The following is a 24245-nucleotide window of genomic DNA, read 5'->3' as shown; positions in this document are numbered from 1 at the left end:
CATCCATGAGCTATCTAGCACAGCGTCTGTTAATTGCAATACTGCTTGTCTTTCTTGTATCATTCGCTTCCTTTGCTGTTCTGATGCTCTTGCCTGGTGATCCTGTACGGCTCATGCTCGGTACCGAAGCTCCTCCTCATCTTGTCGAGGAGCTTCGTGCCCAGTACGGGCTGGACCGCCCTTGGCTGCTCCAGTATGCCGATTGGCTTGCCGGCGCCGTAAGCGGCAATCTGGGCGAATCGTTCATCTATAAGATGCCTGTCACGCAAATTATCGTAGACCGGCTGCCTATGACCTTGTCCTTGACGATCTTCGCCTCACTCATGGCGCTTCTGATCGCCCTTCCGCTGGGCATATGGGCTGCCGTTAAACGCGGCAGCTGGGTAGACGGGTTCATCCAGGCAGTTGTACAGATATGGATCGCCATTCCTAACTTTTGGCTTGGCATCTTGTTATTGCTCGGTTTCACAGTCATGATTCCCTTGTTCCCGCCGGGCAACTTCGTTCCCATATCCGAAGGGCTTGGAGCGCATCTTCATTCGCTGTTCTTGCCCGCGCTAACACTGGCGATCGCAGAAGCAGCCGTATTGATCCGGATGTTCCGCGCTTCCCTCGTGGAGGTTCTCAATAAAGACTTCATGACCTTCGCTCACACCAAGGGGCTGCCGACCCGGAAGAAATATATCCGCTATGCGCTGCGCAATAGCTTGATCGGACCGATAACCGTCATCGGGCTGCAGGTGATGAGCCTCATCAGCGGTGTCATCATTATCGAACAAATATTCAATCTGCCCGGACTCGGACGTTTGCTGCTCATCGCGGTTCAGCAGCGCGACTTGTTTTTGTTGCAAGGATTGGTGATCTTCATTACCGTTACCGTCATTCTTGTCAACTTGTGCGTGGATCTTCTGTACACGAGGATCGACCCGCGCATTCAATTACACGCTACAAAAAGGAGAACAACATGAAAACACTCATTACAGGAACCGTGATGCTGAGTGTCATTGTCATCATGCTGCTCATCTCCTGGATTGACCTTCCGAGCGACCCGAATGCGATGAACATCGCGAACCGGTTCGCCCCGCCAAGCGGCGAGCATTGGCTCGGCACCGACCAATACGGACGAGACATCCTCAGCCGGCTTCTGCTGGCCTCGCAAAGCGCTTTGACAGTATCTCTCGGCGGAGTGGGCAGCGGAATGCTGATCGGCTGCATACTGGGAGCTGTTGCCGGCTACATGAAAGGGCTGATTGGCAGTGTCATCATGAGAGCGATGGATGTTCTGTTTGCCTTTCCGAACCTGCTGCTTGCCTTGATGCTGGTTACCGTGCTCGGCACGGGCCAAGTCAACGTCCTGCTCGCGATTGCCGTGTTCAGCGTCCCGTCCTTTGCCCGGCTCATGTACGGTTTTGTGCTTGAAGCCCAGTCGTACGGTTATATCAAAGCCGCGAGATCATACAATGCAGGCCATGCTGTAATTCTGTTCCGCCATCTGATTCCGGCAGCGCTCCCGCGAATTGGCGTTCAGATGTCCCTGGCACTTGGCTCTGGTATTTTGACCGAGACAGCTCTCTCCTTCCTCGGACTCGGTGTCCAGCCGCCGCATCCAAGCTGGGGAGGCATGCTGAATGAAGCGCAAAGCTTCATGTACCTGGCTCCTGCATATCCGCTTATTCCGGGCTTTGTCATCTTCCTGGCGGTCGCCGGATTTAACCTTCTCGGAGACGGAATTGCGGCACGCCATAAGGAGGCGGTATCATAATGTTGGAAATTCAAGATCTTAGTCTTGAGCTGTATGTCGATAAGACGTGGAAGCCGGCACTTCGTCCGTTAACCTTTCGCCTGGAGCCGGGAGAGATTACTGGCATTATCGGCGAATCGGGATCCGGCAAATCACTGCTTGCCAAAGCGCTGATGAACATCCTGCCAGCCAGAGCACGCGTCGCTTCAGGCTCTATCCGCCTACACGGCACAGAGCTGCTGTCGCTGCCCCGGCATCGCTTTCGCAGTGTATACGGGCGGCAATTGGCTTATATATTCCAGAATCCGGCCGGTGCGCTCAATCCGTTAATGCGCATCGGGGATCAGCTGCTGGATGCTCTGCTGGCGCATGAAGAGGTGCCCAGAAAAGAAGCGGTCCGGCGGGCATTGAAGGCGCTGGAAGAGGTAGGGATCAGCGACCCGGAACGGGTATTTCGAGCATATCCGCATGAGATCAGTGGCGGTATGAAGCAGCGGGCAGTTATTGCTTGCGCAGTCATCCATGAACCGGACCTGCTGATTGCCGACGAGGCAACCACCGCGCTGGACGCTACCATTCGTAAGCAAATACTGGATCTGTTCCTGGTGCTCAGCAAGAAAAAACGCATGTCGATTCTATACATCAGCCACGATATCGCCGCTGTACAATATGTAGCGGATAAGATCATGGTGCTGTACGGAGGCATGCTGCTTGAAACGGGCGCGCGCGGTGATGTGCTTGATCGTCCGCTCCATCCTTACACCGCCGATCTGCTCCAAGCCGTTCCTTATCATGTCAAGCCTGGCACGAAGCTGGCCGGCATACCCGGGAATGTGCCTCCCATTACCGCCAAACCGCCCGGATGCATATATGCTCCGCGCTGCGGTTATGCAACCGAGCGCTGCAAGGAGGATCTCCCGCCGATGGTGGTAGCCGAAGATCCAAGCACAGCAGCTGATAAGATTCCGCATACCCATGCATGCTTCCATCCGCTGCTCCGGGACAGTCTGGGCAAAGAAACTCATCTGAACACAAATCCATCTTCTCCGGAAGGGAGAGAACGCTATGTCCAGCAACCCGCCGCTCATTGAAGTAAAGGGGCTGAGTAAATCGTTCGCATTGCCAAGACCCGTATTGTGGAAGCCGGCGCAAGCACTGCAAGTGCTGCGGGATATCCATCTTACGATCCAGGAAGGCGAGATTGTTGGGCTCGTTGGTGAAAGCGGAAGCGGTAAATCGACGCTGGGAGAGTGTATCGGCGGTCTGCAAACTGCGCCGCCTGGCACGATCAAGTTCCGCGGGACATCGCTCGAACAGCTGCAAGGTGCTGGCCTCAAGGAATATCAGCGCAGCGTACAGTATGTGTTCCAGGATCCTGTTGAAACGCTCAATCCAAGGTATACCGTCGAGCAGATCATTGCCGAACCGATCCGCGCTGCCGGCTTGATCAAACAGCCGAAAGATATCCGCGAAGCCGTGGAGCAGCTATTGCAAGACGTGGGATTAGACGCCGCCTACATGAAGTCGCGCCCAGGCCAGCTTAGCGGCGGACAATGCCAGCGAGTCGCTATCGCCCGCGCGCTGTCCACAAAGCCTGCGCTGCTCATATGCGATGAAGCCGTATCCGCTTTGGATTTGTCCGTACAGGCCACCATTCTTAACCTGCTTGGTGAACTGCGGCGCAAGTATCGTATCAGCCAGCTGTTTATCTCTCATGATTTACATGTCGTCAAATATCTGGCGGACCGTGTCGCCGTCATCCATCAGGGCACCATCGTTGAGTCCGGCCATACCGAGCATGTCTTTAAACACCCGGAACATGCCTACACGCAATCATTGATCTCAAGCGCACTATAGTAAGGTGCAGCGGTTTGATAGCCTGAATATGATTCAATGGTCGATCGGCCGCCGTCCCGCAGCGAAACACCCATGCCGGGAACTGCGCGGTGCGATAAACCGTAGACGCATCGATGCAGGAGTGCAAATTTTATATTTTCTTGGAGGAACGAATAATGAAACTTACCGTTATTGGACACTGGGGCGCCTTTCCACCGGCGAACGGTGCAACCTCATCCTATCTGCTGGAAGAAGGAGACTTCTCTCTCCTTATCGACTGCGGAAGCGGCTGCTTATCCAGCCTGCAGAACTACATCCCGCTACAACGGTTGGACGCATTGATCGTTTCCCATTACCATCACGATCATAAAGCCGATATTGGCTGCTTACAATATGGCATGCTGATTCAGTCCCAACTGGGACATCGCACCGGTACTTTCCCCATCTATGGCCACAGCCAGGATGCTGATGAATTCTCGTCTCTCACCTTCCGGGGATATACGGAAGGCCATGCCATCAGTCCGGAACATCACACGGTTATCGGGCCTTGGGAGGTATCTTTCTGTCCGACTACGCATCCTGCCTATTGCTTGGCGATGCGTTTCACCATCGGGAATAAATCCCTGGTTTACACGGCGGATACCCACTGGACCGATGATCTTGTGGATTTTGCCCGCCATTGTGATCTTCTGCTATGTGAAGCCTCTGTACTGGATGACAATGTCGCTCAAAGCTCCGGCCATATGACTCCGGAAATGGCAGGTCAACTGGCCGCACAGTCCGGCGCTGCTTCGCTGGTCCTCACCCACCTGCCTCAGTACGCACCCGGTGAAGTGTTGGTAGAACGAGCTCGCCAAGTGTACTCCGGCAGCATTCAACTTGCCTCCAGCGGTCTTCAACTGGAGCTATAACCAAGCGTAATCAAGTCATAACGATGAATACTCCGCCCCTTCTCTTCCCTTGAGGAACTAAAGGGGCGTTTGTGCTTGAATAGAAAGTTCTTCGGGTTGTAAATGACACCTGATCTTCTGTCTGGTCAATCTCTTTACTCGCTATCCGTGCCTTTTGGGCCTTGACATGCGTTCCATGATCAAGGCTACCCTGCGCCTGCTCAAAAATCGAATCATTTGAGCCATAAAGTAATTGTTACGACCATCAATGATGTAACTTCGTCCCTGGTCAATCCCGCGAAATCCGGCCTGTACAACCTTCTCCGGGGTCGAGAGCTTTTGGCCCGCCCCCATTTCCTCACTGCCGACCGCATCGAAAAACCCCGTCTCGGTTGCACCTGGACACAGTGCGAGCACGCGAACGCCTCTCCCGCGCGTTTCCGCCCATAGTGCCTCAGAGAAGGACAATACAAATGCTTTGGTAGCCCCATAAACGGCCGAATAAGCACAAGGCATGAACGCCGCCATCGATGCCACGTTAACGATGACTCCGTCCTTTCGCCTCAGCATATCGGGCAGCAACCGATGCGTAAGATCGACTAACGCAGCCGTGTTCAGCATGATCTCCTCCTGCTCGCGCTCCGGGTCTATTTCTTCGAAACGGCCATAGGTGCCAACGCCTGCGTTGTTGATGAGAATATCCACGGACAAGCCCAGTTCGGAAATTTGTTCGGCCAGTTGGCGCGGGGCGTTCGCTTTGGACAAATCGCAAGCGAGTGCATAAGCCTGTACGCCATACTGGCGGTTGATTTCCCTAGCCATTAACTCCAGTTTGTCCTTGGAGCGCGCTACCAGAACGACATGACAGCCTTGTGCCGCCAGTTCGTTGGCATACGCTTTTCCAATTCCGGATGAAGCACCGGTGACTACTGCTAGCTTGTTTCGATAAGTATACCTGTTCAAGAAAAAAACCTCCTATTTAGCACGTCTCTGACATAAACTATCTTCATCGTACTGCGATAGGCATGGGTTAACCACATCATGTTTATACTATTAGCGGGATTAATAGCCTCAGTACTCGTTATGGTTCTCTTTTGTAGAAACGGCATTCAGCAGACTATAATATGTACAGAATGCTTATCGTCTATTGGGTTAATAGCGATATCTATCTTCCATATGATTAAATAGAGGTGACCCACTTGAAAATGAATAATTCCTCATCCGCATTAGGCGACTTCCTTAAATCTCGCAGAGAACGGTTGCAACCTTCAGAGGTCGGGATTCAGCCGCTGCCCGGACGAAGACGCACGCCGGGACTTCGAAGAGAAGAAGTCTCTTATCTTGCCAATATAAGCGTGACTTACTATGCCTGGCTGGAGCAAGGCAAGGAGGTTAATCCTTCGCCGGAAGTGCTGCTAAGTATCAGCAAAGCGCTTCAGCTTGACGAAGACGAGCAGAAGCATCTATTCGATCTGGGCAATGTAGATGTGGCGAGCGTCGGCGTCACAGTGCCAAATAACGGAGGGCCGGATACGGGAGTTCTGCAGAAAATCGTAAATCAACTGCATTATCCTTCTTTTATCACAGACGAAGGTACGGATGTTATCGTCTGGAATCGGGCGGCTGAACTGATCGTAGCCGATTTCGGCAGTCTGCCGGACAACGAACGGAATATGATGGACATTATGTTTTTAAAGCCTGATTACCGCAACAGACTGGTGAATTGGGAAGGCGCTGCCCGTTACGCTGTGGCCGTTCTGCGGGCAAGCTTCGATCTTTACAAGAACAACCCGTTATATATGGAAAGGTTTGAACGCTTGAAGCGGGAAAGCATGGAGTTCGTACATTTCTGGGAGCTATATGAAATCAAACAAAAACGCGTAGCCACTGCTTTATTCCGCGTTCCTGACGCGCAGGAGATGGAGTTCGAGCTCCATTCCGCGGCTGTAATCGATAATGACCCGGGACTGCACTGGTGTTTCTTTGTTCCGGTGCCCGGTTCAGGCACGGAGGAGAGATTATTGCGTTTACTCGAGCAGGGCAGGCAGCTACCGTAGACTGTTACTCCTATTAATAGAATAGACGTGCTGTGGCTAGCACCCTCCAGTTGTTTGTATGATTCAGTAGAAGACAACGATTGGAGGGTATTTATCATGCAAACATGGTTCATTACAGGAGCGTCAGGAGGCTTGGCTTCAAGTATAACTCGCCGGTTGCTGGATAGAGGGGACCGTGTAGCGGCAACGGTACGTAAGCCAGGGGTGCTGGATGATCTGCAGGCACAGTATGGCTCTAGGCTATGGCAGGCTAATTTAGATCTGACAAACTCTCAGCAAATTGCTGAAGTTGTGGAACGTGCATTTTCAGAACTGGGCACGATCGATGTGTTTGTCAATAATGCAGCCTATGGCTTGTATGGGGCAGTGGAAGAAGCAAGCGACAAGCAAATTGAACACCAGTTTATGACCAATGTGCTTGGCTCCCTGCGTGCAGCACGTGCAGCCCTGCCCTTTTTCCGCAAGCAGGGTGGCGGTCACATCGTACAGATTTCGAGTATGGCGGGGCATTATTCGATTCCGGGTATGGGACTGTATTGCTCTTCGAAATGGGCGGTCGAAGGAGCCTTTGAAGCGCTAGCTAAGGAAGTGGCTCCGTTCAATATTAAGACCACGATGGTGGAGCCCGGCGGAATCCGAACGAATTTCATTATAAGCAACGCCGTATTCGGCGAGCGGATGGACGAATACCGGGACACGGAGGCGGGCCAATTCGTTAGCCTGATGAAGGGAGAACTGCCTGGTATAGATATGAGCATGTTCAATCAAATGGTTGTCGGCGACCCGGATAAAATGGCGCAGCAGATTATCCGACGTGTCGACCAGGGAGAGGGTCCGATACGTATGGCGTTGGGCAGTGACGCCTATGAGAAGATCCGGGAAGCCCTGCTGGACAGACTGGCCGCTCTGGAAGCACAGAAAGAGCTGGCTTACTCCACTGATTCAGATGATGTGGTAAAACAAGTTTAAAGGACACCAAAGAATTCGACATCCACGGCAACTGATATATGCTCCTCTGAAGTAGCCGGTTTATTTATTTAACCTGCTTACTTCAAGGGGAGCATTTTTAAAACTTGCCGTTACTTATGATATAGTTCTCCGTTTCACCTATAGAACAAAATGAAAAGACATCCGCGCGGATGTTTTGATTCATGCTGAATGAGACTTCTGATTGCCCTCCTATACTAAAGGTTACAAAAGTTATTTACTTTAATTAAATTCCATTTTAACAAAGTCAATAAGCTTGGACTTTAAGGCATCACCGTGCTCTCCTCTATGGTACATATCTGTTCCGTGATAGCCACTCTCATCCACAATTAGTTCTTTATCCGTTGCTCCGGATGCTTGATATAATTTACGCACTTCTTGTTCAATTGAGCCTCCATAATCGCCAGGTGAAAAAACAAACATGGACGGTGCTTTAATCTTCTCAACGCTCGGAATGGAATCAAGGGGCCCGCATTGTGCAGGAGAAGAAAGAATAATCAGCCCCTCAATAGGCAACGCCTGACGAACGCCTGCAATGATTGCTGTACTACCGCCACATGATGCTCCCGCCAAAAACACTCTTTTTGCACCCAATCGTTCGAGTTCACTTAAGGCAGCATCTGCATCACGATCTATATTCTGATTATCCTCCGGAAAATTCTGTGAGGCACCATGATTACGATATTCAGGAATAACAACCAGATACCCACTGTCAGCCAGTTCAGTTCCCATGTCAAGAAAAGAGCAAATGTTATAACCTTGCTCGTGTGCAAGCAGGACTCCTTTATCTCCGCTGCCAAGCACAAGTGCAGACAGATACACCCCATCACTGGTTGTTAATGTAGTTGCTTTATTACGCAGCTCATCCGGAACACAACTATTCACAAGATGCCCGTTAGAAGACTTCACTGAACGATCCGGCCAGGCAGGATCATATTCAACCGGTGGGTTTGGGGGTATGTTCTTCTTTTCGGCAACTGGTGTTTCAGGTACAGCATTTTCTACAGGTTTCGTATGTTGAGGTTGATCAGATAGAGCTTGATTTTCATTTGAAGATATCGGCATTGATGTGGTGCATCCTGTAATCGTTACTAATAAAATGAGCAATACAAATACCATTTTTGTTCCTTTAGAAAATACGTTCATTGATTTTTTACACCTCCAACTATTACTGAAATTATAAGTGATTATTGAGCTCACCTACAAATCGGAAGACAGATGCACTAAGTAATATAAGGAGTGGCAGTTGATCTCGGAAGGAACCTCCTCCCAGGTCTGCCCCTATCTTTAAGAAGGACGAACGTCATATTGGATGTCATCCAGATTAGGCGGTATTTTCATTTCTGAGAAAGAAGGTACTTTACGCTCCGTTTCGTTCCGCAGCTGCAGACCGGCGATGCAGGGATAATGAAATAATAGCCGGCATGAGTCCAGTGGTAACAGAAGCTCCGCCAAGAGAACCAACGGATGCAAGCGAGATGCTTTCTATAACGATGCCTCCGATTACGGCCCCCCCCCATAGCCATGTCCAACTGCACAATGCCGTGAGCGTGAGGCAACTGAATCATATCGAGGGAGCTTAACAACCTGACTTGGTCTATGAATCGAATGTCCTCGTGTCGTTTAGTTGTCATGCATCATCTCCCGAAGCCAGGAGATGATGCATTTTAGTCATTTGCAGACAGGTGCAATTTCAATTCATTTAATGGACACCTGTTTGGACTTTATCTCAGGGCGTTTTCGACCTTGTCTGCCGGCACCATTCGCACCTTCAAGAACGATACCACCACGATCGCAATAGCGACTCCAACCATCCCGACCCATGTAATTGATGACAGAGACACCCGGCCGACCATGACGCCTCCGATTGCTGCTCCCGCAGCCATAGACAACTGCATCATGGATTGGTTCAGGCTCAGCATGATTCCAGAATAATTCGGTTCAATCCGAACCAGATTGACTTGTTGCGTTGGACCGGAGGTCCATGCCGCAAACGACCACAAGATCAGGAGGATGACAATCGGCAGCCACGAGTGCGTATAGGTAACGGCTAGAGAGAGAAGCAGCAGCGCTATGACGTGCAAGAGCATTCCCCCTGACAGTGTCGGGAATACCCCCCATTTATCCGTACTGAAACCGCCAAATTTGGATCCGAGCAGGCTGGCGATACCGAAAGCCAACAGCACTCCGCTCAGCATCCCTTCTTTCAATCCGGCAATGTCAAGTAGATACGGCGAAATGTACGTGTAGGCGATCGAGTATCCGCCGAGCCAGAAAAAAGTAATCGCAAGCCCTAGCGCTACGTTTCCGTTTTTCAAGAAGGCAAGTTGCTTGGATAACGGCATCGGTTTATCCCCTTGAACTCGAGGGATGATGGCGTACAGAACGAACATAGCCACCAGACCGGCCAGTGCCAATATACCAAAAACCGCTTTCCATCCGAGTTGTGCTGCAACGATACGACCAAGAGGCACGCCGATAATCAAGGAAGCCGTAAAGCCCATCACCACAGTAGCAATCGCGCTGGCTTGTTTGCCTGGTGCGGCAATTTTCGCGGCGATGTCCAAAGCGGTTACTACAACCATTCCCGCGCCTAAAGCCATGATGACGCGAGCTGCAAGAAACGATGCATAGCCCGGCAACACAAATGATAGTACATTCCCAATTACGAAGATACCTAGCGCCAAAACAAGCAGTTTATGTCTTTCCACTTTAGCAGTCAAAGCCATAAGGATCGGGGTGCCAATGGCGTATACAAAGGAAAAAATCGTGACTAACTGCCCCGCAGAAGTAACGGAAATCCCCATTGAATCCGAGATCTTATCCAAGATGCCGGAAATAACATACTCGGATGTACCCACCAAAAAAGTAACTAAAGCCAATAAATAGATCTTCCACGTGTTAAACAAAGCATTCACTTCTCCTTCTTTGTTGTTTTAATAGTTACCGATATGAGTTTTTATAATATATTTATATATCGCGATATGTAGATATGTTAGTCCAAAAAAACTGAATACGTTTGAGGTATTCAGTCATGATTAGAGTTTTTGATTCAAGAAAGCAGCCAACTCGCTTATCTTTTCTTCGTCTCGTTTGTAGTACGTATATTTACCAATTCGTTCGGTTCGAATCAGTCCGGCCCGTTGCAGTATGGACAAGTACTGCGAAGCGGTTGACTGTGTCATATTCAACTTATCCGTAACCTGACTAACGCACACCCCGATTGTCCTCATATCCACTCCTTCATGGGGCACAAAATGTTTTTCGGGCTCTTTGAGCCACTGTAAAATCTGCAGCCTCGATTCGTTGGACAACGCCTTGAACACTTCAATTGGATCCATATTTCATATTATATCGATACTTTCCGATATGTCAATATAATCGTTACTGATATTCCCGAACAACAAAGTCGAGCCGCTCCTTAACGTCTGCGTTCTTTTCTCGCCGAACGGCACGGTCGTTCAAAACATTGTAAGTGAGGTGCAAAAATAGCAAAAGCAACTCACTATACAAATCGTGAAAGGGCACTAAGATTGGGCTAGCTGTAATACTATGAACCAGGTCGTAAAAATATAAAAAAGCCCATTAGAATCATCTAATGAGCTTTCTTCTTGTTAGTAATACCGGTGAGAGGACTCGAACCTCCACGGGTCTCCCCACTCGATTTTGAGTCGCACATGCTATTCGGAATATAGCAGAACCTAAGTCAAAGAAGAGGAATCTAAAACCCGCGAAAATCCTTGTAGAATCAAGGTTTTTCGCGGGTTTTTTCGTTAAATTCAAGCGCCGCAAGGCCTCCCGACAACGTCCCAAAATGAAGCCATTTTGGGACGTTGGGGAGAACTCGGAGAGAACGACAACAGAACCAGCCCGCTCCCTACCATTGACAAATTAACATGAAGCAATTGCTTCAGGGAGGATAAATGAAATGACCAAAACAACGGTGATCACCATCGCCAATCAGAAAGGTGGTACAGGTAAAACCACTACCGCCTATAATCTGGCTTACGTCTTATCTAATGAAGGAAAAAAAGTGCTGCTGGTCGATTTTGACCCGCAAGGCAATCTGACCATGTGCTTTGGGATTGAGCAGCCAGATAAACTCCAGTTTTCGATGTTCAATGTGATGAATGCTATGATGACGGACGAGCCGCTGCCATCGCCCGAAGAGTACATTCATTCGCATGGCAACATCGACCTGATTCCTAGCAACATTGAATTATCCGTTGCTGAAATTAACCTGCGCGATGAGATGGGTGGCGAAAAAACACTAGCCTCTCTGCTGGAACCCATGAAACCCAAGTACGACTATATTATTATCGATACCAACCCCTCGCTTGGCTTGCTGACCATCAATGCACTTGCGGCAAGCGATAGCGTATTGATTCCAGTGAATCCACAGCTATGGTCTGCAACAGGTTTAACCCAATTGCTCAAGATCATCGTAAAGGTAAAGAAGCGAATCAATCCGCGAATCAGTATTGAAGGCATCTTGATGACCATGTGCGATACCCACACCAACCTGTATAAGGAAGCATTTCGTCTAGTGAAAGTGTATTATCGTGAAACCTTCCGTGTGTTCAATATCCAAATTCCTCATTCCGTCAAGGTCGGGGAAGCCAACTTTTACAGCCAGAGCATTATTGAATTTCATCCGAAATCGAAGGTCGCAGTAGCTTATCAGGATTTAGCCAAGGAGTTGATGGCGAGTGGCAACTAAACGCCCCGTTCCCAAGCTGGCCAGCATCGACGAATTGCTGCTTCTATCAGAACAACCACAGGAAACCTCCGACCCAAAAGGAGGTGTGCAAACTATTCCGATAAATAAAATAAGATTTTTCAAAGATCATCCGTTTCGCTTATATGAGGGCGAACGGCTGACGGATATGGCGAACAGCATTGAGAGCAACGGTATCCTCGTGCCGGTCATCATCCGCAGAATCGAGACGGATGAGAATAGCTGTGACTTCGAGATGCTTGCTGGACATAACCGGATGAATGCAGCACTGCTCGTCGGTCTGGAGCATTTGCCCGCCATCGTAAAGGAAAATCTCACAGATGAAGAAGCACTCATGTATGTAGTGGAGACGAACGTGCTTCAGCGCTCATTTAGCGAAATGCTTCCATCTGAAAAATCCAAGGTGCTGTCTCTTCGTTACTCCGATATGTTCTCCCAAGGGAAGCGCAACGACATTATCGACGAACTTAAAAAGCTGGAAAACCCGCAGTATGACAAGGAAAGCTCAACTTCTGCCCTAATAGGGCACAAGTTAAATAGTAGAGAAATTGTAGCCGCTGAATACGGATTATCTAAAAATACGGTTGCCCGATTATTGCGAATTGACCATTTAATAGTTGAGTTAAAAAGACGTGTTGATGATGGGGAAATTGGCATCTATCCGGCAGTCAGCCTCTCGTATATACCGGAGACCGAGCAAAGCTTCGTTGAAGAAGTTCTCACTCGAAACGAGTATAAAGTGGACATGAAGAAAGCCGATTTGTTGCGTTCTTATTCCGGCAAGCTTACCACCGAGCAAGCTGCAAAAATCTTATCCGGCGAAGCCACTCGCAAGCCGCGCAGCAAGTCCCCTACTCCCTTTAAGCTCAAGCATAAAGTCTATGCCAAATATTTTTCGCCTGGTGCCAAAGCATGCGAGGTAGAGGAGATTATCGACAAAGCGCTGGACATGTATTTCTCTCATCAACGTCAGCAACCCAATCAAGAACCGAAGGAGGATGACCATGATTACAAAGTTTAAAGACCTTGAACATCATCAATTTTATGAAGGCATGATTCGCATGACGCACAGCCATACCGACCCGTATCGCCAAGCGCTGTTTTATCTGCTGGGCCTGACGGAACAAACCCGTTCCCATGTTCGTGACCTGTACGATTTCGATGAAAACAGCATACGCCTGGAAGGCTTGAATAAAGGCTGGCAAACCAGTTCCAGCATCAAATTAACCCGCTTGGCGTTCAATTTGTACAACGGCTATGCCGGGGATGATGATCGAGACGCCGCCCGAAACTACAGCCCGTACTTTTTGTTCGATACCCATCTCTTACCATACTTCTTTGAAGCTGCCAAATTGCGCTATTCCGAATATGCCAACTTGCACGCCTATGATTATATGGAGGTTCCTACTGTCGTAGCGGACAACCGCGTGGATTACGACTTGGAGCATTAATCATGTTGCAATCCAATGGAAAGGAGGCCCATCATGCGTCGAGTCGAACGATTGCGGAATCTATACGAGTCGGCCATTGCAGAACTGACCCAAAGCGAAGAAGCCTGGAAAAGCTATTTGCGCTTTGCTTCTTCCATTTATAAATACTCCTTTGATAACACGTTGCTGATCTATAGCCAAAATCTTGAAGCCACCATGCTGGCTCCTTTGCCTGTCTGGAACCAAATCGGTCGTCGCGTGAAACACGGTGCAAAAAGCATCGCCGTCTGCGATTTCCGACAAGACCAACCTTCGCTCGTTCATTTATTTGATGTCACACAAACGACAGGCCGACAGCTTCACGCGCTTTGGAGTCTGGAGTCCATTGATCCAAATGAACTTGCCGGACGATTGACTTCTTATGATACGACCCATTTGAGCGAAGCCATCACCAGCTTGTCAAGGGAAGCTGCTATATCAACTATGGACGAGTTGTTCCAAGATATTGAACTGGATATTCAGGAACATTGGCTTGGTTCCATTCCTTGGCGCGGGCTGGAACAACACATGCAGGATTTGGTTCAAGACAGTATCCGTTTCCTCGTTCATTGCCGCTGCAAGCTGCCGGAACCGGAAGATGTGGACTTCTCCACCATTGTCCATTTCGATTCGCTGCCGCTTGCCGCCCGATTAGGGCATCAAGTGACGACAATAGCCCACGCCATGTTGAAAGACATCGCCCGTCACATCAAAATCCTCCATAACGAAAGGAGTTACTCTCATGAGCAACAGCAAGCCCAACTTGAATTATCGCCAGATCGACGGCCTGCTCTATCCCAATCTGCAAATCTCGAACGAACCGACAGCGGACGAGCAGCCGCTGGGCCGTTACGGACGGATGGCGCTGAATTACCTCCGCAACCATCACCCGCAGCGCTTTCTAATTCTTCAAATGCAAGGCGACCTGATGAAGAAAATGAGCGAAGTCGAACAAGAGGCCCTGAGCAAGATGGAATCCCTGACCGAACAGCTTCTCCGGCTCCGCCCGCTGCCACAGACCGACGATACACTGGAGAGGACGCACCATTTGAATCAGATCAGAGAGACCGCCGAGGAACTGATCTTGAACGACATCATATTCAAACCGAGATAACTTCATCCGAATCATCCCAGGAGCCGCTGGACAGCGGTTCTTTTTTTTCGCCTGAAACCGAGGATGACTTTGCCGAAAGCCGTTCTGCGGACGAGATGCTGGAAGTTCTGCTGCAAAGCGGCAAAGGGGGAGTCAATTTTAAAGCAAAAGTGTATCAATTCGTGACCGACAATCATCCTGTCAAAGCAACCGATCTTGCAGCCAGGCTTAAAACAATATTCGGTATTGGCGGTGCGTTAGGCGGATTTGATCATGGCTTACGCGGATACAACTCCAACAACAAAGGCATGGAACTGGAATGGATAGATGGCTTAGGCAGGCACGAAGCCACATTGACTTGGAACAAAGTCGCTGCCAAAGCTCTGCAACTGATTCAGGAAGGAAGATATAGCGAAAGCCTCCCTCCCTTTCCACCGAAAGAGCCGGAATGGACGTTATTCAGTTATACGGAGCAACTCGTAGAAAACGAGCAAGAGGAGCGGCGGGTTAGAAATGACTCGCCATTCACCACGACACAAACCGAATTGGAACCCGCTTCATCTACGCCAGCGCCGCTTTCTCCTTCTCACGGCTCGGTTTCTGTCGCCACCGCTCCAGACATTGCTGTTCCCGCCGCAACCAACTACCGTTTCGAGCCGTCCCGCTCTCCTTACGTCTCTGGCCCAAAAAGCAAATACAAGCGCAACGTGGAAGCTATTCGGCTGCTCAAGCAATTGGAGACGGAGCAGCGCCAAGCGACACCAGAGGAGCAACATGTATTGGCCGGTTATGTCGGCTGGGGCGGCTTGGCCAATGCGTTCCATCCAACCGCATCGGGTTGGGAACAGGAATATGCGGAGTTAAAGCAATTGTTGGATGAAGGAGAGTACGCCGCAGCACGAAATTCCACGATTACTGCTTTTTATACGGAACAAACGCTGATCCGCCCCATTCACGACACATTGAAGCGCTTTGGATTGGCGGAAGGCGCAGGACGCAAGCTATTGGAGCCATCGATGGGTTCAGGCAACTTCTTTTCCGTTCTGCCGCCGGAATGGGAAAAAGCAGAGCTGCATGGCGTGGAGCTTGATTCTTTAACCGGACGAATCGCCCTCCAGCTTTACCCGAGTGCCAACATCCGTCTGCAAGGCTTCGAGACAGTGGACTGGGAGAGCACTCGCTTCGACGCCATATTCAGCAACGTGCCTTTTCACAATGTTCGTGTTTTTGACAAACGTTACACGAACAATTATCTCATCCACGATTACTTTTTCATCAAATCACTGGACTTGCTAAAACCCGGCGGCATCTTGGCCTTCATCGTCAGCAAGGGCACACTGGATAAACAAGATGCCAGTGTACGCAAGCTATTAGCTCAACAGGCTGAAATGATCGGCGCAGTCCGTCTTCCGAACACGGCCTTCCAATCGCTTGCCGGGGCAACCGTTACAACGGATATCGTCTTCCTGCAAAAACGTGCCGCGCCCATCCACTTCTCCAATGAAGAATGGCCCGAGTGGGTCGAAATTGGAAAGACAACAGACGATGTTCCCATTAATCGCTATTATTTACCTCATCCCGAAATGGTGCTTGGTCGTATGGTATGGGATCGCGGCATGTATGGCGCGGAGCAAACCACCGCTTGTGTCCCGCTGGAAGGGCAAGATTTTCTCCCTGATTTGGAACAGGCGCTTCATTCCTTGCAAGCAACCATCCCGCCTCCGGCTGCTTCATTCCCCTCTTTTCGATCATCGGAACACATGGATACCGTCGAACCAGAACGCCGCGGGGCACCCGTTGATGCTAAAAATTTCACGTATATCATCGAAGAAAACCGAATTTACTACTGCGAGAACGGTGAATTGCTTCTCCAGGATATCCAAGGCAAAAAAGCGGAGCGAATTAAAGGCTTATGCGAGATCCGAACCGCGCTGCTTGATGTCATTCACATTCAATCGCGGGAAGACGGATATGATGAAACCGAACTGACCACAGCACAACGGCGGCTTAATCAAGTGTATGACCGCTTTGTCAACTCGTATGGTGCGATTAACGAACGGGCCAACACCAGCGCATTTGCCGATGATGACCAACTGCCGCTTCTGCGTTCCATTGAAGATTTTACTCCCGAGAAAACATGGGTAAAAGCGGCAATTTTCTCTCGCCCGACCATTCGGCCGAATCGTCTTCCCGATCATACCGAATCTGTGCTTGAAGCGTTGCAAATTTGCCTCAACCAGCGACTGCGCATCGACTTGCCCTATATCGCTCATCTGTGCCATAAAACGACGGACGATGTTCGTGACGAACTGGGCGAACGCATCTATCTGAATCCGCAAACGTATACCGGTGATCTTGATGAAGGCTGGGAACTTGATGAAGAATATTTGTCCGGCAACGTGAAAGACAAGCTGGCCTATGCCACGTTGAAAGCGCAGGAACATCCTGACCTGTTTTCCCGAAATGTAGAAGCGCTGAGCCGTGTCCAACCCGCCCCTCTCCTACCCGGCGATATTGATTTCCGCATCGGAAGCCCCTGGATTCCGGTGCGGGTTTACCGAGCGTTTATGTATGAAACCTTCGGTACATCCAAGGTGTTGCAAGACAGCCAAACCGTAGATGTGGATTATCTGGAGTATACCAATACGTGGCGCGTGTCGGGCAAATCGCTGGAACGCTCCTCCATCCAAGTCAATCAGAGTTACGGCACAAGCCGCGCCAATGCGTATGAAATTTTTGAAAACAGCCTAAATCTGCAAAGCGTTACCGTTCGCGATCCCGTCACCTATTTGGATGCAAACGGCAACGAGCAAGTCAAATATGTCGTGAATGCCAAGGAAACCATGATCGCCCGTGCCAAACAGCAACAAATGCGGGAAGCCTTCGCGTCCTGGCTGTTTCGGGACAAAGACCGCGCCGATACGTTGCTGAAGATTTACAACGACAAGTTTAATACCATCCGTCCCCGTCACTATGACGGTGATCATCTGGTGTTCCCCGGTATGAACGAGGAAATGGCGCTGCGCAAACATCAGAAGGATGTTGCCGCTCGCATCCTCTATTCCGGCACTGCTCTGATGGCACACGAAGTCGGAGCTGGCAAAACGGCGGCCATGATCGCCGCCGGCATGGTCCTAAAGCGCGTTGGCGCGGTTCAAAAACCGATGTATTGCGTTCCCAACCACCTCACCGAGCAGTGGGGCCATGAGTTTTTGCGCTTCTTTCCAAGTGCCAATATCCTGGTCACCACCAAAAAGGATTTTGCACTGGCTAACCGCCAACGTTTCGTCTCTCGCATCGCGATGGGGGAGTACGATGCGATTTCATTGGGCATAGCCAATTCGAGAAAATCCCCATCTCCCGCGAACGGCAGGAACGCTTGCTGGAGGATGAGATCCGCAATGTCGCCCACATGATTGACCAGATCAAAAAGGAAAAGGGAGACAATTGGAGCATCAAACAGATGGTCGTCTTTGAGAATAATCTGAAATCCCGGCTTGCGCGACTGGTCAATGAAAAGAAGAAAGATGACCTGCTTACCTTTGAGCAACTTGGCGTCGATATGCTGTTTGTCGATGAAGCTCACGCCTATAAGAATTGCTTTACATTTACGAAAATGCGGAATGTTGCCGGAATCGGCAAAGCCAGCAGTCAGCGAGCGACGGACATGATGCTCAAATGCCAGTACTTGCAGGAAATGAATCAAGGCCGTGGCATTGTATTTGCCACAGGAACACCGATCAGCAACAGCATGTCTGAACTGTTTGTGATGCAACGTTATCTGCAACCCCAGCTTCTGCAAAAGCTTGGACTGAACTTCTTTGACAACTGGGCCGCAACCTTCGGAGAAGTGGTTACCTCTTTGGAAATTACGCCGGAAGGCAGCGGCTATCGGATGAAGTCCCGCTTCGCCAAGTTTCACAATTTGCCTGAACTGATGAACATGTTTCGGCTGGTGGCAGATATTCAAACCGCCGATATGCTCAATCTCCCGACTCCTCAGTTGAAAGACGGCCAAGCTACCGTTGTCGTCAGTGAGTGCTCACCTTTCCAGCAACAGATTATGGACGAGTTTGTGGTTCGTGCCGAGAAAATCCGCAACAATGACGTGGATGCGTCCGAAGACAACATGCTTAAACTCACGCATGAAGCCAAACTTATGTCGATTGATCCCCGCTTGTTGGACGAAGATGCTCCCGCCGATCCGCTTTCCAAACTGAATCGCTGCATCGGCCATGTTTTTGACATCTGGCAGCAAACGCAAGCGGATCGACTCACGCAAATGATTTTTTGTGACAGCGGTACGCCCAAGCCTGGACAGTTTAACGTTTATAATGAAGTCAAGACACAATTGATGCTGCGCGGCGTGCCAGAGCAGGAAATTGCTTTTATTCATGACGCCAAGACCGATGTACAACGAGAACAGCTTTTTGAAAGTGTGCGAAGTGGAGCCGTTCGTGTTCTGCTTGGAAGCACAGTGAAATTAGGAACGGGAACCAATGTGCAGGACCGGCTGATTGCCGCGCACCATCTGGATTGTCCTTGGCGGCCAGCCGACATTACGCAAAGGGACGGGCGTATTTTGCGCCAAGGCAACCGCAACGAAACCGTTCAAATTTTCCGCTACGTAACCAAGGGTACCTTTGATGCGTATCTCTGGCAAATTCAAGAGCAGAAGCTGCGCTACATTTCCCAAGTGATGACGGGTAAAAGCATTTCCCGCTCCTGTGAGGACTCTGATGAAACGGTGCTGACCGCAGCCGAAGTGAAAGCTGTAGCCACGGGGAATCCGATGTTGGCTGAAAAGATGCATGTGGACAACGAGGTTGCCCGCTTGAAGCTGCTAAAAGCCAACTGGCAAAATGAACGCATCATGTTAGAAAACAGAATCAAGCAGCAGCCGCAACGGATTGAAAACATGCAACAAGAGATGCAGGATTTACAGGCGGACATTCAATTATCCCGCACAACCATGAACCACCCATTTGCCATCGAGCTGGATGGGAAAACATTTACGGAACGCCCAAAGGCAGGCGAAATGCTTCTTCTTCTTTTCAAGATGACAGCCTTGCAGCCCGATGAATCCCTACGAATTGGGGCTTTTCGAGGGTTTGACCTCAACTTTACTCGGCAATCGCTGTATAACATGTATTTGGAGATAAAGGGAACCAAAAGCTACGCCGTCGATTTAGGAGATTCCGAGCTGGGCAACCTTTCCCGAATTGAGCATGCCATCGATAAAATCCCTGCCTTGTTAACAAAAGCGGAGCAAAAATACAACGATGTTCATGATCAGTTCATCGCTGCCCAGAACGAAATCGATAAACCGTTTGAATTCGATCAAAAGTTACAGCAGATGGTAGCGCGGCAATCTGAAATCAATTCGGCACTGGAGTTTGAGGAATTGCGAGGACAGGAAATCGTAATGGATGCAGGAGAAGAACGTTCTGAGCTTGAGCACCAGGAACGTGCAGAGGAAATGGTGATGGAGGATTAGCTAATCATAACCAGCAAAAAAAGACCGCTCGAAGATGAACGGTCGTCATTTTACTCAATGCGATTTTTCCCGTAATTGATCGATTTTGTCAGGAGAGAAGCCAGTAGCGGCAGCGATGACCGCGGCGTCCACCCCCAAGTCAATCATACGTTTGGCCACTTCTTCTTTCCCTTCGATTTTGCCTTCGTATCTTTCTTCTTTTCTTATCTTTTTTAACGTTTGTTCCAAACCCATAATAGCTGCGCCTCCCTTCACGTTTTTCACAAGTTCTTCAATATACGATTCGCCTTCAGGCAACTGTTGTTTCAAAACATTCGACATCCAGGCCACAAACTTCTGCTGGCTGTCTTCCGGCAATTGTTGAATCGTATGCATCAGCTTGCCGAGTCGTTCCAATAATTGTGCCTGATCTTCCGTTTGATCGAGCAAAAAAACTGAACCAATCGTATTGGACAAGGACAGCAATTCTTCTTCGGTATATCGAGCCACATCAATGAGTAAATATTCAAAATCCAGCAATTCAGAACCAAACATCTGTTCATGGTTCAGCAACTTTCGGAACTGCCGCTCAGCGCCCCATCTCTTCTTTCCATTATACAACACAATCGGCACAATGGGCGGTAGACGAAACGTTTTTCGATTGGCCCCAGCTTGTTTGTCGTCATTCAACAAGTATCGCCAAATCTCCACCTGATAAAGCAACAGACGATAAGGCATCCGAAAATCTACGCTGGACTGCATTTCCAAAAGCAAATAAAATACAACGTCCTGACCATTCAAGTTCACCCGATAAACCAAATCAGCTTCCTGACGCTTGAAGTCCTGAAGGACAAAGGAATGCGGAATCTCCTGTACGTTGGTTTCATCGATATTCTGCACCCATCCTTTATGAACAAAAGAACGGAGCAATTCTACAAATAGCTTCTTGCTGGAAAGCAGAAAGCGATACGACGTATCATGACGCTGGTGTATTGTTTCCTCACGGTCATCGGCATTCAATCGTATCACCCCAATCGGTTTCTTTCCTTTATTATATCGTTGATCTTATGGAATAACAACGAAACAGAGACGACAGAACAAGGCAAAGCTTTTATCTTGTACCCAAGCAAAGGATTCCGGCTAACCGCGTCGCGTTAATCGCATTTGCCTCTCAAACGAATCCTTTTTCGTTTCGCATGGATATGGAGGGAACGACGATGAAAAAAGGAATGCCCTTTAGCAAGGAACAAATTTCCAGAGCAAATCGTGTCAATCTCATCGACTTTGCCAAGTCAAACGGCTATATCCTCGAAAATGGAGGCCGCCGCGCCTTACATGCAAAGCAAAGCGGCGGCCTCTACTTCTTTAAAGACAACAACAAATACTATCATTTCTCGACCGATACCCACGGTGGGCCTATCGATTTTGTCATGCAGTTCTGGAATATGGAGTTTAAAAAAGCTGTGGCTTATCTCTTGGAAAGCGAGTTGCCACAATACCAACCGACATCTCAACCTGTTAAAGAGCAAGGCCAACTTGTACTTCCTGAAAAAGCGCCTAACTTCAGGCGGGTCGCTTGGTATCTCATTCATGTTCGAGGCATTGATCCAGAAATTGTGTCTTGTCTGATGCATGAGAAAAAGTTATATCAAGACAAATCCGGAAATTGTGTTTTTGTCGGATACGATCATGAAGGAATGGTCAAATATTGTTCCCTGCGCGGCACAAGATTGGAGCACCCTTTCAAGCAGGATCGACCTTATTCAGATAAAAGCTATCCGTTTCATATCGTTGGGAACAGTCATAAGGTTTATGTATGTGAAAGTCCTATTGATGCCATGAGCCACGCGACTTTAGCCAAATTAGCCAGTCAGGATTGGAAGACTGATCACCGAATTTCGCTAGGATGCCTATCCGATCAGGCTTTGAAACGCTTTCTACACTACTATCCAAACATTGCAGAAATTGTTTTTTTCCTTGATAATGACAAGGACGCCACATTCCAAAACGGCAGCCCTGCCCCTAATTGGGGACAAGAGGCCGCCTTAAATTTTGTAAAGAAATATCTTGATTTGGGTTATACTTCCGTTATAGCAACACCCGTTACTGAGGATTTGAATGGAGACTTGCTAGCTTATCATAATATAATTCATAATAAAGAAAGATGTGGAACCCTAGATTACGGTATTGAGTTATAAATAATGAATTTAGAGGCTCATATCATTATAATTTTATAGAAAAGCAGTTTCTTTAATGTTGTCAATGTACTCTCACTTTTTTGAGCTCTGTCTTTTATTAACTTTTGACTTCCACAAGTTCGGCGTCTAATAGTTTAATAATAGTTTCCGCTTCTTTTTCGAAGTCAAAATCTGGTTGACCTTGGCGAGCATAGTACGAAGAAAATCTGCCAAGAATATCTTTTACTATTGAATCTTGTATTCTAAGTTCTGGAGGATAGAACTCAACGTTTAATTCTTCAGGTGAATAATTAATTACTTTTCGAAAATTAATGTATCCACCTTCAAAAATACTGTTCTTCGGGAGCCAATGATAGTATTCTCTACCGTTATTTTTTATAGCTGGTAATAAGGCTTTTTTTCTTTTGGCTGCACCTGTAGAGCCTATAGCTTCGAGACTAACAATTTTATAATCATCAATTTCACAAAGCATTACTCTATCAGTTTTCATCTTTCCATTATGTACAGCCAAATCACATGGAGGGGATAGAACTACATAGTAAAGATCATCCTTTTTATTTTTCAAAATACATCCTGTTCTAACTCTAGTTGTAAGCGGAGGAGCAATATAAACTTCTTCTGTGCTATACAAAGGTGTGTTATCTTCAAGTAGTTCATGAATGTGCGCAATTGCATAACGTAACAATATAGTTTCTGTGTCATTGCCTTCTTCCTTCAATTTTTTCCATGTATCTATTTTAGGATAGAGGTTTTTCCAAAACACCCGCTTCATTGTTTCTTCAAGTATTCCTTTTCCACCCATTACTTTAAATAGTCCAGTATTCGATATATCTATTATGGATTGAACGCCAACCTCTGGTTAAAGCCGAATGTCTTCTCCACCTACCAAAGTCGGGTACACTTCACGCCCATCTGGTACCCCGGTGGTTCCTATACCCCGATTACGCGTGTATTGGATGCTTGGACACCAGACGGGATGCTCACGTTACAACTTCAAAGTTCAATCACAATATCTGATAACTTGTTCTCCGATTGGCATATCGCTCCACTAAAATAATGAAAGGATGGTGCTGCTTCCATGCTGCTGCCGATCCTCATCCTGCTCTTCTGCCTCATAGGCGGAGGAGCAGTTCTATTTTTCCTCCGAACCAGCAAGCGACGATCGCAAGCGACGAGTGATGCGGCTGATCAAACGGCGCAACAATTCGTCAACGTTCAAGATATTCAAGGACATTTCCTGTTTACATTGGACGGCTGGGTACTGTCTTACCTTCGCCTCTTTCCAATCAGCCTTGACCTGTTAAGCCTCGCAGAAAAGCGGCTTCTTATCCGAAAGCTAACCGCCGAGCTTTCTTCTATTCGATTCCCCTTTAAATTTCTGGCTGTCAGCCGACCGGTCGATATTTCCCCCTTAATTACCGATCTTTCCTCCTTGCTCCCCTCCGCCGATGCTACACAAAAAGAACTGCTGCGACAAGAATTGATGGAGATGAACACGTTGTCTCTATCCGGTGAAGTGGTTGAGCGGCAATTTTATTTGACGCTCTGGCAACGACAAGAACAGGGCGATGAACGCAACTTATTGGACAAGGCTAAACGACTTGTCCAGCATTTTGAAGATGCCGGAGTGCAGGCTCAACTTCTTAAGCAGCAAGAGATTGTTCGACTATGCAATTTGGTGAACAATCCGGCTTACAGTCACCTCGATCAAGATGACCCAGAGGAAGCCATCCCATTTTTATTTTTCAGGGAGGGATAAC

20 protein-coding genes are annotated in these 24245 nt (G+C 48.6%); 14 read left to right on the top strand and 6 right to left on the bottom strand.

Annotated elements, in window-relative coordinates; translation table 11 throughout:
• The first annotated feature begins 5 nt into the window (after positions 1 to 5).
• The 5 genes from MKX64_RS14180 (at position 6) to MKX64_RS14160 (ending at position 4488) form a co-directional block, all read left to right on the top strand.
• Positions 6 to 968 (top strand): ABC transporter permease, encoded by a 963-nt coding sequence (locus tag MKX64_RS14180; RefSeq protein ID WP_176475530.1) that lies wholly within the window; start codon positions 6 to 8, stop codon positions 966 to 968.
• On the top strand, positions 965 to 1762 hold the full coding sequence (locus tag MKX64_RS14175; RefSeq protein ID WP_095264602.1) for an ABC transporter permease: 798 nt from the start codon (positions 965 to 967) through the stop codon (positions 1760 to 1762). Before MKX64_RS14180 ends, MKX64_RS14175 begins: the two co-directional genes overlap by 4 nt.
• The gene (locus tag MKX64_RS14170) at positions 1762 to 2832 is read left to right on the top strand and encodes an ABC transporter ATP-binding protein (RefSeq protein ID WP_095264601.1); all 1071 of its coding nucleotides are present in this window, start codon (positions 1762 to 1764) and stop codon (positions 2830 to 2832) included. Before MKX64_RS14175 ends, MKX64_RS14170 begins: the two co-directional genes overlap by 1 nt.
• Positions 2807 to 3598, top strand: coding sequence for an ABC transporter ATP-binding protein (locus MKX64_RS14165; protein WP_095398180.1), 792 nt, complete (start codon positions 2807 to 2809; stop codon positions 3596 to 3598). Before MKX64_RS14170 ends, MKX64_RS14165 begins: the two co-directional genes overlap by 26 nt.
• A gap of 155 nt (positions 3599 to 3753) precedes the next feature.
• Positions 3754 to 4488, top strand: coding sequence for an MBL fold metallo-hydrolase (locus tag MKX64_RS14160; RefSeq protein ID WP_095398181.1), 735 nt, complete (start codon positions 3754 to 3756; stop codon positions 4486 to 4488).
• 141 nt (positions 4489 to 4629) lie between these two features.
• On the opposite strand, the gene MKX64_RS14155 is transcribed toward MKX64_RS14160, so the two are convergent.
• Positions 4630 to 5430 (bottom strand): SDR family NAD(P)-dependent oxidoreductase, encoded by an 801-nt coding sequence (locus tag MKX64_RS14155; protein WP_095398182.1) that lies wholly within the window; start codon positions 5428 to 5430, stop codon positions 4630 to 4632.
• A gap of 242 nt (positions 5431 to 5672) precedes the next feature.
• Between MKX64_RS14155 and MKX64_RS14150 the strand changes: the two genes are divergently transcribed.
• Entirely contained in the window at positions 5673 to 6524 is an 852-nt protein-coding gene (locus MKX64_RS14150; RefSeq protein ID WP_341036357.1) for a helix-turn-helix transcriptional regulator, read from the top strand.
• 96 nt (positions 6525 to 6620) lie between these two features.
• Positions 6621 to 7493, top strand: a complete 873-nt coding sequence (locus MKX64_RS14145; protein WP_095398184.1) for an SDR family oxidoreductase — start codon at positions 6621 to 6623, stop codon at positions 7491 to 7493.
• 240 nt (positions 7494 to 7733) lie between these two features.
• Here the strand turns inward: MKX64_RS14145 and MKX64_RS14140 are convergent, their stop codons facing one another.
• From MKX64_RS14140 to MKX64_RS14130, 3 genes are all read right to left on the bottom strand, one after another.
• Positions 7734 to 8657, bottom strand: a complete 924-nt coding sequence (locus tag MKX64_RS14140; RefSeq protein WP_095398185.1) for an alpha/beta hydrolase — start codon at positions 8655 to 8657, stop codon at positions 7734 to 7736.
• 578 nt (positions 8658 to 9235) lie between these two features.
• On the bottom strand, positions 9236 to 10420 hold the full coding sequence (locus tag MKX64_RS14135; RefSeq protein WP_095264582.1) for an MFS transporter: 1185 nt from the start codon (positions 10418 to 10420) through the stop codon (positions 9236 to 9238).
• Positions 10421 to 10549: 129 nt separating this feature from the next.
• Entirely contained in the window at positions 10550 to 10852 is a 303-nt protein-coding gene (locus tag MKX64_RS14130) for an ArsR/SmtB family transcription factor (RefSeq protein ID WP_095264581.1), read from the bottom strand.
• A gap of 587 nt (positions 10853 to 11439) precedes the next feature.
• Here MKX64_RS14130 and MKX64_RS14125 point away from each other — a divergent pair.
• Genes MKX64_RS14125 through MKX64_RS14100 form a run of 5 tightly spaced genes read left to right on the top strand, consistent with a single transcriptional unit; the run spans position 11440 to position 20308 of the window.
• Positions 11440 to 12231, top strand: a complete 792-nt coding sequence (locus tag MKX64_RS14125; protein ID WP_341036353.1) for a ParA family protein — start codon at positions 11440 to 11442, stop codon at positions 12229 to 12231.
• The gene (locus MKX64_RS14120) at positions 12221 to 13270 is read left to right on the top strand and encodes a ParB N-terminal domain-containing protein (RefSeq protein WP_341036351.1); all 1050 of its coding nucleotides are present in this window, start codon (positions 12221 to 12223) and stop codon (positions 13268 to 13270) included. The genes MKX64_RS14125 and MKX64_RS14120 overlap by 11 nt, the downstream gene beginning before the upstream one ends.
• Positions 13254 to 13700 (top strand): DUF6075 family protein, encoded by a 447-nt coding sequence (locus MKX64_RS14115; RefSeq protein WP_176475531.1) that lies wholly within the window; start codon positions 13254 to 13256, stop codon positions 13698 to 13700. The genes MKX64_RS14120 and MKX64_RS14115 overlap by 17 nt, the downstream gene beginning before the upstream one ends.
• 33 nt (positions 13701 to 13733) lie before the next feature.
• Positions 13734 to 18227: a hypothetical protein gene (locus MKX64_RS14105; protein ID WP_445670837.1), complete on the top strand. Its 4494-nt coding sequence runs from the start codon at positions 13734 to 13736 to the stop codon at positions 18225 to 18227.
• Positions 18191 to 20308: a helicase-related protein gene (locus tag MKX64_RS14100; protein ID WP_341036345.1), complete on the top strand. Its 2118-nt coding sequence runs from the start codon at positions 18191 to 18193 to the stop codon at positions 20306 to 20308. Before MKX64_RS14105 ends, MKX64_RS14100 begins: the two co-directional genes overlap by 37 nt.
• A 54-nt stretch (positions 20309 to 20362) precedes the next feature.
• On the opposite strand, the gene MKX64_RS14095 is transcribed toward MKX64_RS14100, so the two are convergent.
• Positions 20363 to 21316: an Rpn family recombination-promoting nuclease/putative transposase gene (locus MKX64_RS14095; protein ID WP_341036343.1), complete on the bottom strand. Its 954-nt coding sequence runs from the start codon at positions 21314 to 21316 to the stop codon at positions 20363 to 20365.
• A gap of 188 nt (positions 21317 to 21504) precedes the next feature.
• Here MKX64_RS14095 and MKX64_RS14090 point away from each other — a divergent pair, with 188 nt between their 5' ends.
• Entirely contained in the window at positions 21505 to 22485 is a 981-nt protein-coding gene (locus MKX64_RS14090) for a DUF3991 and TOPRIM domain-containing protein (RefSeq protein WP_176475532.1), read from the top strand.
• A gap of 97 nt (positions 22486 to 22582) precedes the next feature.
• Here MKX64_RS14090 and MKX64_RS14085 read toward each other — a convergent pair whose 3' ends face one another.
• The gene (locus MKX64_RS14085) at positions 22583 to 23287 is read right to left on the bottom strand and encodes a hypothetical protein (RefSeq protein WP_141235831.1); all 705 of its coding nucleotides are present in this window, start codon (positions 23285 to 23287) and stop codon (positions 22583 to 22585) included.
• Positions 23288 to 23563: 276 nt separating this feature from the next.
• On the opposite strand from MKX64_RS14085, the gene MKX64_RS14080 reads away from it, so the two are divergent.
• Complete coding sequence (locus MKX64_RS14080; RefSeq protein ID WP_095398195.1) at positions 23564 to 24244, top strand: hypothetical protein; 681 nt, start codon at positions 23564 to 23566, stop codon at positions 24242 to 24244.
• The last annotated feature ends 1 nt before the right edge of the window (position 24245 follow it).

Origin of the sequence: Paenibacillus sp. FSL M8-0334, from assembly GCF_038000405.1 — a bacterium.
GTDB lineage: Bacteria > Bacillota > Bacilli > Paenibacillales > Paenibacillaceae > Paenibacillus_AQ > Paenibacillus_AQ campinasensis.
The sequence above is the reverse complement of the archived record's forward strand: the minus strand, read 5'-3'. Positions and strand labels throughout refer to the sequence as shown.

Bases quoted from the DNA above. Each gene is read 5' to 3' on its own strand.
- MKX64_RS14140 (WP_095398185.1), bottom strand. From the start codon at position 8,657: ATGAACGTATTTTCTAAAGGAACAAAAATGGTATTTGTATTGCTCATT.
- MKX64_RS14165 (WP_095398180.1), top strand. From the start codon at position 2,807: ATGTCCAGCAACCCGCCGCTCATTGAAGTAAAGGGGCTGAGTAAATCG.
- MKX64_RS14145 (WP_095398184.1), top strand. From the start codon at position 6,621: ATGCAAACATGGTTCATTACAGGAGCGTCAGGAGGCTTGGCTTCAAGT.
- MKX64_RS14090 (WP_176475532.1), top strand. From the start codon at position 21,505: ATGAAAAAAGGAATGCCCTTTAGCAAGGAACAAATTTCCAGAGCAAAT.
- MKX64_RS14080 (WP_095398195.1), top strand. From the start codon at position 23,564: ATGCTGCTGCCGATCCTCATCCTGCTCTTCTGCCTCATAGGCGGAGGA.
- MKX64_RS14115 (WP_176475531.1), top strand. From the start codon at position 13,254: ATGATTACAAAGTTTAAAGACCTTGAACATCATCAATTTTATGAAGGC.
- MKX64_RS14170 (WP_095264601.1), top strand. From the start codon at position 1,762: ATGTTGGAAATTCAAGATCTTAGTCTTGAGCTGTATGTCGATAAGACG.
- MKX64_RS14105 (WP_445670837.1), top strand. From the start codon at position 13,734: ATGCGTCGAGTCGAACGATTGCGGAATCTATACGAGTCGGCCATTGCA.
- MKX64_RS14125 (WP_341036353.1), top strand. From the start codon at position 11,440: ATGACCAAAACAACGGTGATCACCATCGCCAATCAGAAAGGTGGTACA.
- MKX64_RS14175 (WP_095264602.1), top strand. From the start codon at position 965: ATGAAAACACTCATTACAGGAACCGTGATGCTGAGTGTCATTGTCATC.
- MKX64_RS14130 (WP_095264581.1), bottom strand. From the start codon at position 10,852: ATGGATCCAATTGAAGTGTTCAAGGCGTTGTCCAACGAATCGAGGCTG.
- MKX64_RS14160 (WP_095398181.1), top strand. From the start codon at position 3,754: ATGAAACTTACCGTTATTGGACACTGGGGCGCCTTTCCACCGGCGAAC.
- MKX64_RS14150 (WP_341036357.1), top strand. From the start codon at position 5,673: ATGAATAATTCCTCATCCGCATTAGGCGACTTCCTTAAATCTCGCAGA.
- MKX64_RS14180 (WP_176475530.1), top strand. From the start codon at position 6: ATGAGCTATCTAGCACAGCGTCTGTTAATTGCAATACTGCTTGTCTTT.
- MKX64_RS14085 (WP_141235831.1), bottom strand. From the start codon at position 23,287: ATGGGTGGAAAAGGAATACTTGAAGAAACAATGAAGCGGGTGTTTTGG.